Raw genomic sequence first — 14,410 nt, 5'->3', positions numbered from 1 at the left:
TCCGCCGAGTTCTCCTGAACACGGCGACCACTCGTCGTCCGAGACGCGCAACCGCCCGCGCGCACCTGCCGGGGTGGAAACGGTCTGTCGTCGTCGGTGCGGGGTGGTTCTGACGCGACGGGCATCCGAAGCTGCGATTCAGGGGGACGCGTGCGATGAGCAGCCGTGAAGAACGACAGCGGATCCTGCGTTTCTGGTGGCTCCTCGAGCTGTTCAGTCCGCAGAGCGTGCCGCGGCCGACACCTCGTGCAGCGGGGGCCGGCGACAGGCAGGTGATCGAGTGGCGGCCGGGAGATCCGCTGCCGTGGAAGGTACTGCCGACTCCGCGGCGAGTGGGCGGGTCCGAGCGAGCGTGGCGACACACGGTGTACCTGGGTGTCTACGACCTCGAATCGACCTACGACAGCCTTCAGCGCGCGTTCGGGGAGGACACGGACGCGTACGACGAACGGTCGGCGGGCCGTAGCGCTGCGGCCGGCCTTCTCGTGGGTGCCGACGGCGTTCTGGCGGTCGACTCCGCGGTCCTCTCGTCCGCGCTGTGGGCGGTCGGGCGGATCGGGACGCACGGCATCGATGATCCGGAGTGGTCGGCGGGCTTCCCGGAGGCGGTGAAGGCGTTCCGAGAGGCGGTGGACGAGCACGAGGGCAGGCGCCCGGGCGGTCGGGGCGACGCCGCCCCCGCACAGGACTCCGAATCGCTGACCGCGCTGACACGGCTCGCTCATGAGGTGCAGGGGGTGAGCGGAAGGCCGGAGCTCGCCACGCCCGTCGCGGTCATCCAGTCCGTCGCCGTCTCCGTCCGGCGCCAGGACGAGCCGGCTGACATCGACTTCCTCAACAGCCTCTTCCTCGACGACCTCGCGGCCGTCCGCGCCGCGGTCGCGAAGGGGCACGGCGGCGAGGCGCTGACCGGATATCTGACCAGCGGGGGCCGGCTCGACGAGAGCTCCCGCGTCGATGTCATGCTCGACGACGCGGCGACCGAGGACGGCGTCGTCGTCGAACGGCTTCCGCTCGGGCGCTGGCCGTCCACGCCCGAGCACGGTCTCTCCCTGCGTCAGCAGTTCGCGGTGAACCGGGCACTGGTCGACCTCGGGCCCGGGCGCGGACTGATGGGCGTGAACGGACCGCCCGGCACGGGCAAGACGACGATGCTCCGCGACATACTCGCGGGCAACGTCGTCGAGCGGGCCCGCCGCCTCGCCGCCCTGGAGCGAGCGGAGGACGCGTTCGGCCCGAAGACCCACGGCTGGAAGGCGGGTGACGGCCGCACGCACACCGTGCGGGAGGTGCGGCCGGAGTTGACCGGCTACGAGATGGTCGTCGCCTCCGCGAACAACGCGGCCGTGGAGAACGTGACGGCGGAGATCCCGGCGCGAACGGCGATCGACCCATTGTGGAGCGAAGAGGCGGACTACTTCGCCGACATCGCTCGAGAGGTGCTCGCTGCTTCCGCGTCCCGGAGCGCCGGTGATGAGGCTGTCGATGCGTGGGGCCTGGTGGCGGCGCGACTCGGCAACAAGCGCAATCGCAGCGCGTTCCAGTCGGCCTTCTGGTTCGGCGGACGGGGCTCGGCGAGCGGTGCCTCCGAACCGGACCCGGCCGGCGGCATGCTGGCGTTGCTCAAGGAGTGGCGCGACGGTGCCGGCCCGCCTCGCTCGTGGAAGGCTGCGCGGGACGCTTTCGCGGAGGCGGAGCGGCGCGTCGAGGCGCTGCTCGGACAACGGCGGGAGCAGCAGGCACGCCACTCGACGCTTCCCCGAGCGGTGGAGGAGCAGAACCGGATCGCGGAGGTCGTCACGTCGCTCCGGTCCCGCCTCGACGCTGCGAAAGAGGAGCGGATCGCCTGCGAAGCCGCTGTCGACGGTGCGAGCGCTCTCCTCGCGAGCATCGAGGTCGCCCGGGAGCGCATCCGATCCCGGAGGCCCGGCGTGCTCGCGACGATCATGTCCCTCGGTCGGTCACGACGCGACTGGCGTCGAGAACTGACGCCGGTCGAGGCCTCGGCCCGTGCGGCGAGCGCCGCCCGCGACGAGGAACGATCCCGGCTCGCCGGGATCGACAACCGCGGAGAGCGGCTCGACCGCGACCTCGCGAGTGCTCGGCGTGAGCGAGCGCAGGCGACGGAGTCCCTCGCCCGGCTGAGGCAGCAGCTCGCCGCCGACGAGGAGCAGGTCGGTGCCGGATACCCGGGCGAGGCGTGGACCGGGAACGCCCGCGAGATGCGCGCCCCTTGGCTCGACCCGGCGCTGGACAAAGCCCGATCCGATCTCTTCCTCGCTGCACTGGACCTCCACAGGGATCTCCTCGCGAACACGGCGGCCGAGATGATTCCTGGGCTGCGGGCGGCGCTCGACATCGTCGTGGGCGGAGGGCCGCGCGGGCTCGAGCCGGCCAAGCGGCGGGCGGCCTGGCAGCTCTTCTTCCTCGTCGTCCCGCTGGTCTCGACGACGTTCGCCTCGCTCGGGCGGATGTTCGGCGACGTCGGTCAGGAGAGCATCGGCTGGCTCCTCATCGATGAGGCAGGCCAGGCCTGCCCGCAGTACGCCGCAGGAGCGATCTGGCGGGCGCGCCGAGTCGTCGCGGTCGGTGATCCCCTCCAGCTCCAGCCCGTCGTGACGATGCCGCGGAGGGCTCAGCGCGACATCGCCTCCGCGTTCGGCTTGGACGACACCTGGATTCCCCCGCAGGCGTCGGTGCAGACCCTGGCCGACAGGGTCTCCTTGTACGGCACGACGCTCACGCAGGCGGATCGTCAGGTGTGGGTGAGTGCACCGCTCACCGTGCACCGCCGCTGCGACGACCCGATGTTCAGCCTCTGCAACGCGATCGCCTACGACGGCATCATGGTGAACGGCGTGAAGCGCGACCTCACTCATCCTGAAGCGCCCGATCTCTTCGACAGTGAAGCCGGCCCGCGCGTCGTCACGAGCCGGTGGATCGACGAAGCGGCTCCGACACCGGGAACGCATCTCCAGGAGAACCAGATCGCGCGCCTCGAGAGCGGTCTGTCGTATCTCAAGGGGCTCGGGATCCCTCCGAGCCAGGTGATCGCGATCTCGCCGTTCCGCGCTGTCGCCGATCGGCTCTCTGCGCTGTCCACGCAGTATCCGGGTCTCACGGCGGGCACGATCCACACGGCGCAGGGGAAGGAGGCGCCCGTGGTGTTCCTGGTCCTGGGTGGGGATCCGAGCTCACCGGGGGCTCGCGCGTGGGCCGCCTCCTCCGTCAACCTCGTGAACGTCGCGGCCAGTCGAGCCAGCCGTCGACTGTTCGTCATCGGCGACCTCGACGCGTGGCGAGGGCACGACTACTTCCGCGAGGTCGCTGGATATCTGTCTGTCGACACCAAGCCCCAGAGCTGACGTCTCTTCTTCTCGGGTTCGGGTGATCTCGGATCCTCGCGGATCGCGCACTTCCCTGCGCGCGCGATCCCACCTCGGTATGATCAGGTCATGGCCAGGACTCCTCGGCCGACCGACGCGCAGGACAGTTCGCCGACCGGGCCGACGGAGGCGCAGGGGATCGGCAAGCAGGAGGCGGCGGTGCGCGCCACCCTCGAGGCAGCTGATCGACGCGCGCACCGCGACAACGTCGCTGCGCTGTCCGCCCGTGGGCGAGCGCGGTATGCGGCTCTGCTCGATCGGCTCGCTGAGTAGTTCGGTGAGGGACTCGCGACAGGTGCGATGTCTGCGGCTCGAAGACCTGCTCGCCCCGGCCCTGCGATCCGGGGTGCCGCCCACCCGCGATCGTGGTCTCCTCGGCTCGACCGGATGTCCGTCGTCGTCTTCCTCGGGCTCGACGGACTCGAACTGGACGCCCCTGAGGACGACGCATACGACCTCGTCATCTGCGTCGCCACCGGTTCCGACACTGCGGAGGGCACGGCGAGGCTGCTCGAATCGTGGACGCGGGCCGTCGAGTAGCCCGTGTTCCGTCGGGTCAGTTGAGGACGTCGCCGATGATCCAGCTGGAGAGGCCGACAAGCGTGCAGACGCCGACGACCACCCAGGCGACGGTCTTCCGGACCGAGCGGGCCCTCGCCTCCGAGGTGAGCGGGGTCGGGCGCAGCGGCGCGACGTAGGCGGGCGGGGCCTCCGAGGCGCCGGGGATCAGGCGGGGGAGGATCGCCGGGCGGCCGTCGACCCAGTCCGCGGGCAGCTCTGCGGCGCGGGCCGCCTGCAGCGTCAACTCGGCTTTCAGCGGCGAGCCCTTCAGAGAGCAGTAGGCGACGGCGGTGAGGCCGAGGCCGGCGAGGTGGCGGAGGGTGGGCGCGAACTGCTCGGACATCGCCGCGGTCAGCTCGCCCACGCGGTCGCCGTCGAGGCGGATCTCCACGAGGCCGCCGACGGGGTGGAGCGTCACGAGGAGGAGCCCGCGGCCGCCCCCGGGGACCACGCCGGTCAGACGGACGAAGTGCTCGTCCTCGCGCTGCACCTGCAGGGCGCGGCCCCAGGGCAGGATCGAGTAGCGCTCCTGGGGCGGCGCGTTGAGCGGCACGAGGAGCTCGGGGGCGACAAGGGCGACCTTCACCGAGGCGCGCAGGCCCTCCTCCGTCCGCTCGGCGCGGAGCCGGGCGGTGGTGGTGGGGGCGGCGCGACTCGCGACCACGCGGGAGAGCCCGGGAAGCGCGGGAGCGCGGCGGTAGGCGTCGGGGAGGTAGCCGATCACGCGTCCGCCGGCGCGGACCGAGACGGCGGGAGTGCCGGTGGGGTGGTCCGGCTCGGGCACGAGGACGACGTCGAGGATCTGATTCGAGATCTCGCCCACGCGCAGCGGGCGGCCGATGACGGACGCGATCTCCTCGATCCGCTCCGCCTCGTCGACGGCGTCGACGGTGGGGATGCCTGCGGAGTGGGGGAGGCGGTACTCGACGTGCTCGGAGGCGGTCTCCGGCAGCCTGCGCTGCTCGTGCTCGTCCGGGTCGCCGGGTGCCGAGTCCTCCGCGGAGCGGCGGGCGTCGGTCCAGGCGGTGCCGTCCCACCAGCGCATCGACCCCGGGTGGGCGTCATCGCGGTACCAGCCCGCAGGTGCGGCGCGTTCGTCATCCACCGGGTCCCCGTTCTCTCGGCCTGTCGAGTCTACGAGGGGCCCGCGGCGTCCCTCCGCTCGGCGGGGGAGGCCCCGACTCCGCGGAAGTCGCGGTAGTCGCGCTCGACTACCGCGACTCTCGGGGAGTGGAGCGAGGCCGGGAGGCAGAGGCACCTCCGAGTCCGCGGAAGTCGCGGTACTCGCGCTCGACTACCGCGACTTCGGAGGAGTGGGGCGAAGCGGCGACGTGCCGGGTGTCGCGGTGGCGGTCGGTGTGCTCAGAGGGCCGGGTTCTCGTCCGCCGGGTCCTCCGTCGCGAAGGCGACGAGCTGCGCCGGGGCGCCGGCGCAGTCGCGGAGGGCCGGGGCGGAGTCGAGGGCGCCGGCGAGCAGTCCGCTCACGTGCCGGGCGTGCCCCGGGTTGATCGGCGCGGGGTCCTCGAGGACCTCCACCAGTCGGTGGAGCACGGCGCAGGTGTCCGGACGCGACATGCGATCCACCGTATTGACGGCCCTCGCCTCCCGGTAGAGGCGATTCGCGCCAGACCCCCCGTCTACGCTTCGGACATGACTCGATTCGAAGGCTCCGTCGTCCTCGTCCTCGGTGCCTCCGGCGGGCTCGGGCGGCTGATCGCGGACGAGCTGGAGCAGCGCGGCGCGACCGTGGTCCGCTCCGGGCGCCGCGCCGCCGACCTCGGCGACGCGCCGCTCGTCGCCGATCTCCTCGGCGAGGACGCCCCGCAGCGCCTGGTGGACGAGGTCCTCCGCCGTCACGGGCGACTCGACGGCGTCGTCGTCGCGGCGGGCGTCGTCGCCTTCGGCCCCTCGGCCGAGCTCGATCCGGCGGTGCTCGAGGAGCTCGTCGACGTGAACGCTCTGGCGCCGATCCGCGTGCTCACGGCGTCGTTCGCCGCCCTGTCCGCCTCGGGGAATCGGCCCTTCGCGGTCACGATCAGCGGGGTGGTCGCCGAGGCGCCGACCGCCGGTCTCGCGGCGTACTCCGCGTCCAAGGCGGCCCTGTCCTCGTTCGTCCGGGCATCGGCCCGGGAGTACCGGAAGGCGGGCGTCCTCCTGCTCGACGCGCGGCCCGGCCACACGGAGACCGCGCTGTCGCAGCACCCGCTGGCGGGCACGGCTCCGCGCTTCGGCGCGGGGCACTCGCCGGAGACGGTCGCGGCGCGCATCGTCCGCGCCGTCGAGGACGGCGAGACGGACCTGCCGCCGGCGGCCTTCGACGCCTGAACGAGTCCGGGAAAAGAAGCGGTCGCTCGTCCCTCCACAGCCGCGTGATCGCTCGGCCCTCCCCAGATCTCGGGATCCGACGCCGGAGCGAGCGCGGCGCTCGCCACCATCGACGCATGGGAATCCGTTATTACGCTTACGCCTTCGATGCCGATCTGACCGAGCGCGCGCTCGCCGACCCGCGGAGCGTGATCGGCGAGACCGCCCTGGCGGGCGCCTGGGGGATGCCGCACGGCGCCGAGATCGACGCCGCCGATCTGCCGCAGCCGGTGCCGGAGGACGACATGCTCTTCCTCGACCGGGCGTGGTCCGGGTTGCAGGCGCTGACCGCTCCGCGCTCGCCGGAGCAGCCGCCGCGGCCGGCGCACCGGATGCTGGAGGGCCGGGTGTCGCTGCGGGGGATGTGCTGGGATCCGTGGGTGCGCGCCGTTCCGCCGGGAGAGGTCGCCGAGATCGCCGACGATCTGCTCGCGCTCCGGCAGGAGCTCGAGGAGGGCCTGCCGCAGCACCCCGAGGGGGAGCAGCTCGGGCAGTACCTGGACCGCGCCGTGGAGTTCGCGTCCCGGATCGCGCGGTCGGGTCGCGGCTTCGTCTACCTGATCGGCTAGCGCGTGCCTCTCCCGGATCGGCCGGCGCGTGCGTCGCACCTCACGCCGTCGCGAAGCGCTGGGCCGAGCGCTCGCGGGCCTTCGCCGCCTCGACCTCGCGGTCCTTCGGCGGGGCGGCCGTCACCAGGTCCTCGAGGAGGTGGCCCGTGATGTGGGCGATCTCCGCCACGGCGCGGTCGAACGCCTCCTGGTTCGCCTTCGACGGGCGGGTGGCGCCGCTGATCTTGCGGACGTACTGGAGGGCGGCGGCGTGCACCTCCTCGTCGGAGGCGGCGGGCTCGAAGTTGTGGAGGGTGTGGATGTTCCGGCACATGCGACGAGGGTACGTCCGGGTACGTCCGGGTACGCGCGGGCGCGAGAGGGCGGACACCGGCCGTTCACCCCGGCGTCGCTCGGGGCCCCTAGCGTCGCTCCGTGCCCTCCGTCTCCGATCGCTCCCTCAGCCCCGACGCCGTCCTCGACGCCGCTCCCGGCGCCAATCCCGGTGCCGCTCCCCGCGGCGCCCTCGTGCCGACGCCCGAGCTGCTCCGCTCGCTCACGCCCGAGGACGCCCGCGACCTCGTCGTGCTCGACGAGGACGACGACGATCCGGTGCTGCTGCGCCGCGACGGCACGCAGGTCGACACCTGGCGCGAGGGCTACCCCTACGACGAGCGGATGTCGCGCGAGGAGTACGAGGCCGGCAAGCGGCTGCTGCAGATCGAGCTGCTCAAGCTCCAGAACTGGATCAAGAAGCACGGCCGGCGCTTGGTCGTCGTCTTCGAGGGGCGCGACGCCGCGGGCAAGGGCGGCACCATCAAGCGCTTCACCGAGCACCTCAACCCGCGCGGCGCCCGGGTCGTCGCGCTCGAGAAGCCGACCGAGCGGGAGGGCACGCAGTGGTACTTCCAGCGGTACGTCTCGCACCTGCCCGCCGCGGGCGAGATCGTGCTGTTCGACCGCTCCTGGTACAACCGGGCGGGGGTCGAGCGCGTGATGGGCTTCTGCACTCCGGAGCAGTACGACGAGTTCGTCCGGCAGACGCCGCTGTTCGAGAGCATGCTCGTCGGCGAGGGCATCGACCTGGTCAAGCTCTGGTTCTCGGTCTCGGCCGAGGAGCAGCGCACCCGGTTCACCATCCGGATGATCGACCCGGTGCGGCAGTGGAAGCTCTCGCCGATGGACCTCGCCTCGCTGGACAAGTGGGACGACTACACCGCGGCCAAGGAGGCGATGATGGCGGCGACCGACACCGCCGACGCGCCGTGGACCATCGTCAAGAGCAACGACAAGAAGCGCGCCCGGCTCGAGGCCATGCGCTACGTGCTGAGCCTGTACGACTACGACGGCCGGGACGACGAGGTCGTGTCGCCGCTCGGACCCGATCCGCTGATCGTCGGCTCGGCGGCGGACGTCTACGAGCGCGGCGAGCACGCGGCGACCGCTCGGGCCGCCGAGTAGCGCCGGACCGGGGGGACGGGATCATGGGGGACACGACCGTGGGGGACGGGATGAGGAACGACGACGGCGTGCGCGATCTGCCAGGGGTGCACCTGCGCTGGCTCGCGCTCGACGAGCAGCGCCTCGACGCCGAGCGGCTGCTGCCGCTGCTCGGCACGGCGGAGCGGGAGCGCTACCGCGCGACGGGGTCGGCGGCGGTGGCGGAGCGCTTCGTCTTCGGCCGGGTGCTGCTGCGGATGCTCGCGGGCGAGCTGCTGGGGCTGCCCGCCTCGATGATCCGGGTCACCGCCCGCTGCTCCCGCTGCGGCGGTCCGCACGGGCGCCCGTGGATCGAGGGCGCCGAGCACCTCTCCGTCAGCATCGCGCACTGCCCGGGCGCGGTCGTCGTCGCGGCCAGCAGCGCGGGCGTCGTCGGGGTCGACGTCGAGCCGGTCGCGGGTCCGCCCGAGCGCGGCGTCGCGATCACGCGGATCGCCGGCGCTCCCTTCGCGACGGGCGGGTTCCGCGCCGCCGATCCGATCCTGCACTGGACCCGCATCGAGGCCGCACTGAAGGCCGACGGCCGCGGGCTGGACGTCGACCCGCGGCGCGTCCGGATCCACGAGTCGCGCTTCACCGCGGAAGCCCGGATCGACTCCTCGCGCTTCCGGCTCGCCGAGCCGCACCTCGACCCGTCGCTCCGGGTCAGCGTCGCGCTGGGCGACTCCGTCGGAGGTGCCGGTCCGATCATCGGCTGGCGCCGCGAGCACGGCGACGCGCTCGAGGACTCGCTGGTCTCAGCGGGCGGGCGGTAGCGGCGGCAGCCGCACGTCGACGAGCCAGGCGTCGAGCAGCGACTCGACCGCCGAGGCCGCCGTGCCGCCCGCGATCGCCGAGCCACCGGCGACCTCGGCGCAGAGCGCACGGAAGTCGTCCTCGCTCGCGGTGGCGGACGCGTGCCGCGCGGTCCAGGTGCGCAGGAGCCGGAAGAACGCCTCGTCGCCGAGCCGGAGCCGCAGCGCGTGCAGCGTCAGCGCGCCCCGCTTGTAGACGCGGTCGTCGAAGAGGTCCACCGGTCCCGGGTCGCCCAGCACGAGGTCCTGGCGCTGGAACCGCAGGAGTGCGTGGTGCCGGCGGGCCTGGGCGTCGGCGCTGAGTCCGCCCGACTCCTCCGACCACAGCCACTCGGCGTAGCAGGCGAAGCCCTCGTTCAGCCAGATGTGCCGCCAGCGGGCGAGGCCGACGCTGTTGCCGAACCACTGGTGCGCGAGCTCGTGGGCGATCAGGCGCTCCGAGCCACCGCGGCCGTCGACGTGGTTCGCGCCGAACACGGCCATGCCCTGCGCCTCGAGCGGGATCTCCAGCTCGTCCGCGGTGACCACGACGGTGTACTGGCGGAACGGGTACGGGCCGAAGACCCGGGAGAAGAACGCGAGCATGGCGCTGAGCGGTGCGAAGTCGCGGGCGGCGCGGGCGGCCAGGGCGGCCGGGCGCGCCAGCGTCACGGCCACTCCGGAGAGCAGGCGGTCCTCGAGCACGTAGCGGCCGATCTGCACCGACGCGAGGTAGCTCGCGGTCGGCTCGCGCTGCTCGTACAGCCAGGTGCGGCGGCCCGAGCGCTCGCTCGTCTCGAGCAGGACGCCGTTCGCGAGGACGGAGTAGCCCTCCTCCGCGCTCACCCGGATCCGGTAGGTCGCCTTGTCGGCGACGTCGTCGTTGCAGGGGTACCAGGTCGACGCGCCGGAGGGCTGCGAGGCGACGAGCACGCCGTCGGTCAGCTCCTCCCAGCCGAGCTCGCCCCAGTGGCTGGCGCGCGGTCCGGGGTGCCCGCCGTACTCGATCTCGACGACGGCGCTCGCGCCGGCCTCGAGCGGCTCGGCGGGGGTGATCCGGAGCTTGTGCGCCGCCTGGTCGCTGCGCGCCTTGCGTCCGGCGACCCGCACCCGCGTCGCCCGGAGGCGGCTGAGATCGAGCGAGAACCGGCGCAGCGGCTGCAGCGCGACGATCCGCAGGGTCGCCCGGCCGGCGAGCCGGTTGCTCGAGACCCGGTAGTCCAGGTCGAGATCGTAGGACTCGACGCGGTAGCCGGTGTTGCCGATGCCGGGGAGGTACGGGTCGCCCGCCGTCTCCAGTCCCGTCTGCGCGTCGCTCACGCGACGGGCGCGTGGTAGTCGCCGACGCGGACCTCGCGCCACGGGCCGATCGGGTTGCCGCTCCAGCGGCTGCCGGCGGGCACGAGCTCGCCGCGCATGACGAGCGAGGCGGGGCCGACCGTGCCGTGCGCCGCGATGGTCGCGGCGGGGAGGATCACGCTGTGCGGGCCGAGGGTCGCGCCGGCGTCGAGACTCACGAGATCCATGCTCATGATTCGATCATGGAACAGGTGGGTCTGCACGACGCAGCCCCGGTTCACGGTCGCTCCGTCGCCCAGATCGACCAGATCGGCCTCCGGGAGCCAGTAGCTGTCGCACCAGACTCCGCGGCCGATCCGCGCGCCGAGGCTCCGCAGCCACCAGACGAGGGCGGGCGTTCCGGCCGCGGCGTGCGCGAACCACGGCGCCGCCACCATCTCGGTGAAGGTGTCGGCGAGCTCGCTGCGCCAGACGAAGGAGGACCAGAGCGGGTGCTCGCTGGGGCGGACGCGCTGGATGAGGAGCCACTTCGCCGCGGTCGAGACACCTGCGGCGACCGCACCGGCGGCGAGCAGGACGACGCCGCCGACGACCGCCGTCGCCGGTGCCCCGATCACCGGTATCAGCGCCAGCAGGGCCGCGACGACGCCGAGGCCGATCGCCATCGAGACGACGACCGGCACGAAGCGCAGCAGCTCCCAGACGATCCGGGCGGCGCGAAGGCGCGCGGCCGGCCGGAACGTGCGCGCCGACTCCGCCTCGACCACGGTGCGCCGCAGCCGCACCGGCGGCGAGCCCAGCCAGGACGAGCCCGCCTTCGACTTCCGCGGGGCGGAGGAGAGCACCGCGACCAGCCCGCCGGCCGGCACCGTGTGGCCGGGCGCCGCCATTCCGGAGTTGCCGAGGAACGCGCGCTCGCCGATCTCCGCGCGGGCCAGCCGCATCCAGCCGCCGCCGAGGGCGTAGGAGGCGACGAGGGTGTCGTCGGCGAGGAAGGCGCCGTCGCGGATGGTCGTCATCGCGGGCAGCAGCAGCACGGTCGAGGCCTCGACGTCGCGGCCGACCTTCGCGCCGAGCAGCCGCAGCCAGACCGGCGTGAAGAGGCCGGAGTAGAGCGGGAAGAGGAGCGCGCGCGCGTGGTCGAGCAGGCGCTCCGTGGACCAGACCTGCCAGCCGATCCGGCCGCGGACAGGATGCGTGCCGGCCTCGACGCCGCGGCCGAGCAGGCGCACGAGCACGACGACCAGCCCCGCCAGCACGACGCCGGTGACGGCGACCGCGGGGACGAGGGCGGCGACGGCGCGGGGGAGCGCCTCCGCGAGATCCGCTGCGCCCTGCACGGCGAGGGCGAGCACGCCGAGGCCCGCCGCGAAGGAGACGACCGGCACAGCGGCGAGTCCCACCGCCGAGACGGCGTAGGCCCAGACCCACGGCGTCGCACGCGGCGGGCGCTCGGCGGGGAAGCCCGCGCTCGCCTTGCCGAGGCGCTGTGCGGGCGAGCCGCCCCAGCGCTGGCCGGCCGGCACCCGGCCGAAGACCGCGGAGCCGGGCTCGATCTGCGCGTTCTTGCCGATGCGGGTGCCGGGCAGGAGGGTGCTGCGGGCGCCGACCGTGCTGCCGGCGCCGACGCGGACCGCGCCGACCCGCAGGACGTCGCCGTCGATCCAGTAGCCGGAGAGGTCCACCTCCGGCTCGATGGCGGCGCCGCGGCCGAGGGTGAGCATCCCGGTGAGCGGCGGGAGCGAGTGCAGGTCGACGTCGTCGGCGATCCGGGCGCCGAGCGCGCGGGCGTAGTGCGCGACCCAGGGTGCTCCGGCGAGGCTGACGGCACCGAGCTGGTGGGCGATCCGCTCGGCGAGCCACAGCCTCAGGTGCACCCCGCCGCCGCGCGGGTGGTCGCCGGCGCGCACGCCGCGCAGCAGTGCGCGGGCGGCGAGGACGGTGAGGCCCATCCGGCCGAACGGAGTGCAGAAGAGGGCGAACGCGACGACGAGCCCGGGCAGCGGCACGGTGGGCAGCCAGCCGAAGCCGGGCAGCAGGTCGAGCAGGGCGCAGACCGTGAGCACGACCGTCGTCCAGCGGGCGCCGCTCAGCACCAGGAGCGGCGCGCCGAGGAGGGTCTGCAGCACCTGCATCCGGCGCGGAACCGGAGCGATCCGGTGGCTCGAGACCTCGCCGGCGCCGGTCGCGCGACTCGCGATCTCGGCCGACATCGCCGCGAGCCGGGGGTGCGCGTAGACGTCGGCGACGGTGAACTCGGGGTCCTGCTCGCGGATCCGGGCGACGAGCTGGGCGGCGGCGAGCGAGCCGCCGCCGAGGTCGAAGAAGTTCGCCCTCTCGTCGACCGGGACGCCGAGGACCTCGCGCCAGAGTCCGGCGAGCCAGGCGGTCCCGGCGTCGAGCCCGGGGTCGGCCGCGGTGCTCTCGGGCAGCGGCCAGGGCAGAGCGGCCCGGTCGACCTTGCCCGACACGCGCGTCGGCAGCTCGTCGACCACCGCGAGCAGCGGGACCAGCGCGGCCGGCAGTTCCTCGCGCAGCCGCGTCAGCGCCGCGTCGCGGTCGAGCTCACGGCCGCCGGCGAGGGCGAGGTAGCCGACGAGCACCTGGATCCCCGCGCCGGTGGTGCGGACGGCGGCCGCGGCGCCCGAGACCCCGGGCAGCCCCTGCAGCGCCGCCTCGACCTCGCCGAGCTCGATCCGCCGGCCGCCGAGCTTGACCTGGTCGTCGGCGCGGCCCTGGAAGACGAGTCCGGCGCTCTCGAAGCGCACGAGGTCGCCGGAGCGGTAGGCGCGCTCCCAGCCCAGCGTCGGCGCGGGAGCGTACTTCTCGGCGTCCTTCGCGGGATCGAGGTAGCGGGCCAGCCCGACGCCGCCGATGATCAGCTCGCCGACCTCGCCCTCGCCGACGCGGCGGCCCTCGGGATCGACGACGGCCAGCCGCCAGCCGTCCAGCGGCAGGCCGATCCGCACCGGGCCGGCCCCGCCGAGGGGCGCGGCGCAGGCGACGACGGTCGCCTCGGTCGGGCCGTAGGTGTTCCAGACCTCACGGCCGTCGACGGCCAGGCGCTGGCCGAGCTCGGGCGGGCAGGCCTCGCCGCCGAAGATGAGCAGGCGGACGTTCTCGAGCGACTCGGCGGGCCAGAGCGCGGCGAGGGTCGGCACGGTCGAGACGACCGTGATGCCGTGCGTGGTCAGCCAGGGACCGAGGTCCATCCCGCTGCGCACGAGCGAGCGCGGCGCAGGCACGAGGCAGGCGCCGTGCCGCCAGGCCAGCCACATCTCCTCGCAGGAGGCGTCGAACGCGACCGAGAGGCCGGCCAGCACGCGGTCGCCGGGCCCGAGCGGCTCGGCCTGGAGGAAGACGCGCGCCTCGGCGTCGACGAAGGCGGCGGCCGAGCGGTGGCTGACGGCCACGCCCTTCGGTGTGCCGGTCGAGCCCGAGGTGAAGATGATCCAGGCGTCGTCCTCGAGGGTCGGCGGCTGCAGCAGCGGGATCGAGGCGGTGCTGGGGTGCGGCGCCGACCCGGTGAACAGCCGCGCGGGCTCCGCGTCGGCGCGCTCGAAGCGTCCGGAGCCGGTGATGACACCGCGGACGGCGGCCTCGCCGAAGACGAGTCGCGCCCGCTCCTCGGGGTCGTCGGCGTCGACCGGGACGTAGGCGGCACCGGCGGCGAGGATGCTGAGGATCGCGAGGTAGAGCTCGCGCGAGCCGCTCGCCATCCGCACGCCCACTCGGTCGCCGCGACGCACCCCGGCGGCGGTCAGCTCGGCGGCGGCGGAGACGACGCGGGCGAGCAACTCGCGGTAGCTGAGGGCGCCGGCGGGATCCTCGAGTGCGGAGGCGTCGGGGTGGCGCTCGGCGGTGTCGCGGAGCACGTCGATCAGGGTCCGCGGTGCCGGGGCGAGGGCGCCGGCGTCGAGGAGGTCCTGGGGATGCGCGTCCGTGCTCACGAGTGCTCTCCGTTCCGGCCGCGCGTCCG

The 14,410-nt window shown here is 73.8% G+C and carries 12 protein-coding genes; 7 read left to right on the top strand and 5 right to left on the bottom strand.

All coding sequences use genetic code 11. The features are described from left to right. Nucleotides 1-365 precede the first annotated feature (365 nt). The 3 genes from EDF43_RS04560 to EDF43_RS04550 all read left to right on the top strand — a co-directional run bounded on the left by EDF43_RS04560 (nucleotide 366) and on the right by EDF43_RS04550 (nucleotide 3,926). The gene (locus tag EDF43_RS04560) at nucleotides 366-3,365 is read left to right on the top strand and encodes an AAA domain-containing protein (protein WP_243646231.1); all 3,000 of its coding nucleotides are present in this window, start codon (nucleotides 366-368) and stop codon (nucleotides 3,363-3,365) included. Between the two features lie 90 nt (nucleotides 3,366-3,455). Next, a complete protein-coding gene (locus EDF43_RS04555; protein WP_132435797.1) occupies nucleotides 3,456-3,659 on the top strand; it encodes a CopG family transcriptional regulator in 204 nt (67 codons plus the stop codon). A 114-nt stretch (nucleotides 3,660-3,773) separates the two neighbouring features. Then, on the top strand, nucleotides 3,774-3,926 hold the full coding sequence (locus tag EDF43_RS04550) for a hypothetical protein (RefSeq protein ID WP_207901628.1): 153 nt from the start codon (nucleotides 3,774-3,776) through the stop codon (nucleotides 3,924-3,926). A gap of 16 nt (nucleotides 3,927-3,942) precedes the next feature. On the opposite strand, the gene EDF43_RS22100 is transcribed toward EDF43_RS04550, so the two are convergent. Together EDF43_RS22100 and EDF43_RS04540 are read right to left on the bottom strand one after the other, a co-directional pair. Next, nucleotides 3,943-5,052 carry a DUF2510 domain-containing protein gene (locus tag EDF43_RS22100; protein WP_243646230.1) on the bottom strand — a complete coding sequence of 370 codons (1,110 nt, stop codon included), beginning with the start codon at nucleotides 5,050-5,052 and terminating at the stop codon, nucleotides 3,943-3,945. A gap of 257 nt (nucleotides 5,053-5,309) precedes the next feature. Continuing rightward, a complete protein-coding gene (locus tag EDF43_RS04540) occupies nucleotides 5,310-5,522 on the bottom strand; it encodes a hypothetical protein (RefSeq protein WP_123445428.1) in 213 nt (70 codons plus the stop codon). Nucleotides 5,523-5,597: 75 nt separating this feature from the next. On the opposite strand from EDF43_RS04540, the gene EDF43_RS04535 reads away from it, so the two are divergent. Both EDF43_RS04535 and EDF43_RS04530 read left to right on the top strand, forming a co-directional pair. Further along, the gene (locus tag EDF43_RS04535; protein ID WP_132435796.1) at nucleotides 5,598-6,272 is read left to right on the top strand and encodes an SDR family NAD(P)-dependent oxidoreductase; all 675 of its coding nucleotides are present in this window, start codon (nucleotides 5,598-5,600) and stop codon (nucleotides 6,270-6,272) included. A gap of 116 nt (nucleotides 6,273-6,388) precedes the next feature. Next, on the top strand, nucleotides 6,389-6,880 hold the full coding sequence (locus tag EDF43_RS04530; RefSeq protein WP_132435795.1) for a DUF1877 domain-containing protein: 492 nt from the start codon (nucleotides 6,389-6,391) through the stop codon (nucleotides 6,878-6,880). A 40-nt stretch (nucleotides 6,881-6,920) separates the two neighbouring features. On the opposite strand, the gene EDF43_RS04525 is transcribed toward EDF43_RS04530, so the two are convergent. Continuing rightward, nucleotides 6,921-7,193 carry a DUF2277 domain-containing protein gene (locus tag EDF43_RS04525; RefSeq protein WP_123735301.1) on the bottom strand — a complete coding sequence of 91 codons (273 nt, stop codon included), beginning with the start codon at nucleotides 7,191-7,193 and terminating at the stop codon, nucleotides 6,921-6,923. A gap of 251 nt (nucleotides 7,194-7,444) precedes the next feature. Between EDF43_RS04525 and ppk2 the strand changes: the two genes are divergently transcribed. After that, on the top strand, nucleotides 7,445-8,320 hold the full coding sequence (gene ppk2, locus EDF43_RS04520) for a polyphosphate kinase 2 (protein ID WP_243582447.1): 876 nt from the start codon (nucleotides 7,445-7,447) through the stop codon (nucleotides 8,318-8,320). A 50-nt stretch (nucleotides 8,321-8,370) separates the two neighbouring features. Further along, nucleotides 8,371-9,114, top strand: a complete 744-nt coding sequence (locus EDF43_RS04515) for a hypothetical protein (protein ID WP_165909018.1) — start codon at nucleotides 8,371-8,373, stop codon at nucleotides 9,112-9,114. On the opposite strand, the gene EDF43_RS04510 is transcribed toward EDF43_RS04515, so the two are convergent. Together EDF43_RS04510 and EDF43_RS04505 are read right to left on the bottom strand one after the other, a co-directional pair. Then, a complete protein-coding gene (locus EDF43_RS04510) occupies nucleotides 9,097-10,452 on the bottom strand; it encodes a M1 family metallopeptidase (RefSeq protein ID WP_243646229.1) in 1,356 nt (451 codons plus the stop codon). The two genes, EDF43_RS04515 and EDF43_RS04510, sit on opposite strands and share 18 nt — an antisense overlap. After that, the gene (locus tag EDF43_RS04505) at nucleotides 10,449-14,381 is read right to left on the bottom strand and encodes a Pls/PosA family non-ribosomal peptide synthetase (RefSeq protein WP_132435793.1); all 3,933 of its coding nucleotides are present in this window, start codon (nucleotides 14,379-14,381) and stop codon (nucleotides 10,449-10,451) included. Before EDF43_RS04505 ends, EDF43_RS04510 begins: the two co-directional genes overlap by 4 nt. Nucleotides 14,382-14,410 lie beyond the last annotated feature (29 nt).

The sequence above is a fragment of the Rathayibacter sp. PhB179 genome (assembly GCF_004345345.1).
Classification (GTDB): domain Bacteria; phylum Actinomycetota; class Actinomycetes; order Actinomycetales; family Microbacteriaceae; genus Rathayibacter; species Rathayibacter festucae.
This window is presented reverse-complemented; position numbering and strand designations above follow the sequence as displayed.

Coding starts and splice junctions, on each gene's coding strand:
- EDF43_RS04525 (WP_123735301.1), bottom strand. CDS start 7,193: ATGTGCCGGAACATCCACACCCTCCACAACTTCGAGCCCGCCGCCTCC.
- EDF43_RS04530 (WP_132435795.1), top strand. CDS start 6,389: ATGGGAATCCGTTATTACGCTTACGCCTTCGATGCCGATCTGACCGAG.
- EDF43_RS04555 (WP_132435797.1), top strand. CDS start 3,456: ATGGCCAGGACTCCTCGGCCGACCGACGCGCAGGACAGTTCGCCGACC.
- EDF43_RS04535 (WP_132435796.1), top strand. CDS start 5,598: ATGACTCGATTCGAAGGCTCCGTCGTCCTCGTCCTCGGTGCCTCCGGC.
- EDF43_RS04540 (WP_123445428.1), bottom strand. CDS start 5,522: ATGTCGCGTCCGGACACCTGCGCCGTGCTCCACCGACTGGTGGAGGTC.
- EDF43_RS04515 (WP_165909018.1), top strand. CDS start 8,371: ATGAGGAACGACGACGGCGTGCGCGATCTGCCAGGGGTGCACCTGCGC.
- EDF43_RS04550 (WP_207901628.1), top strand. CDS start 3,774: ATGTCCGTCGTCGTCTTCCTCGGGCTCGACGGACTCGAACTGGACGCC.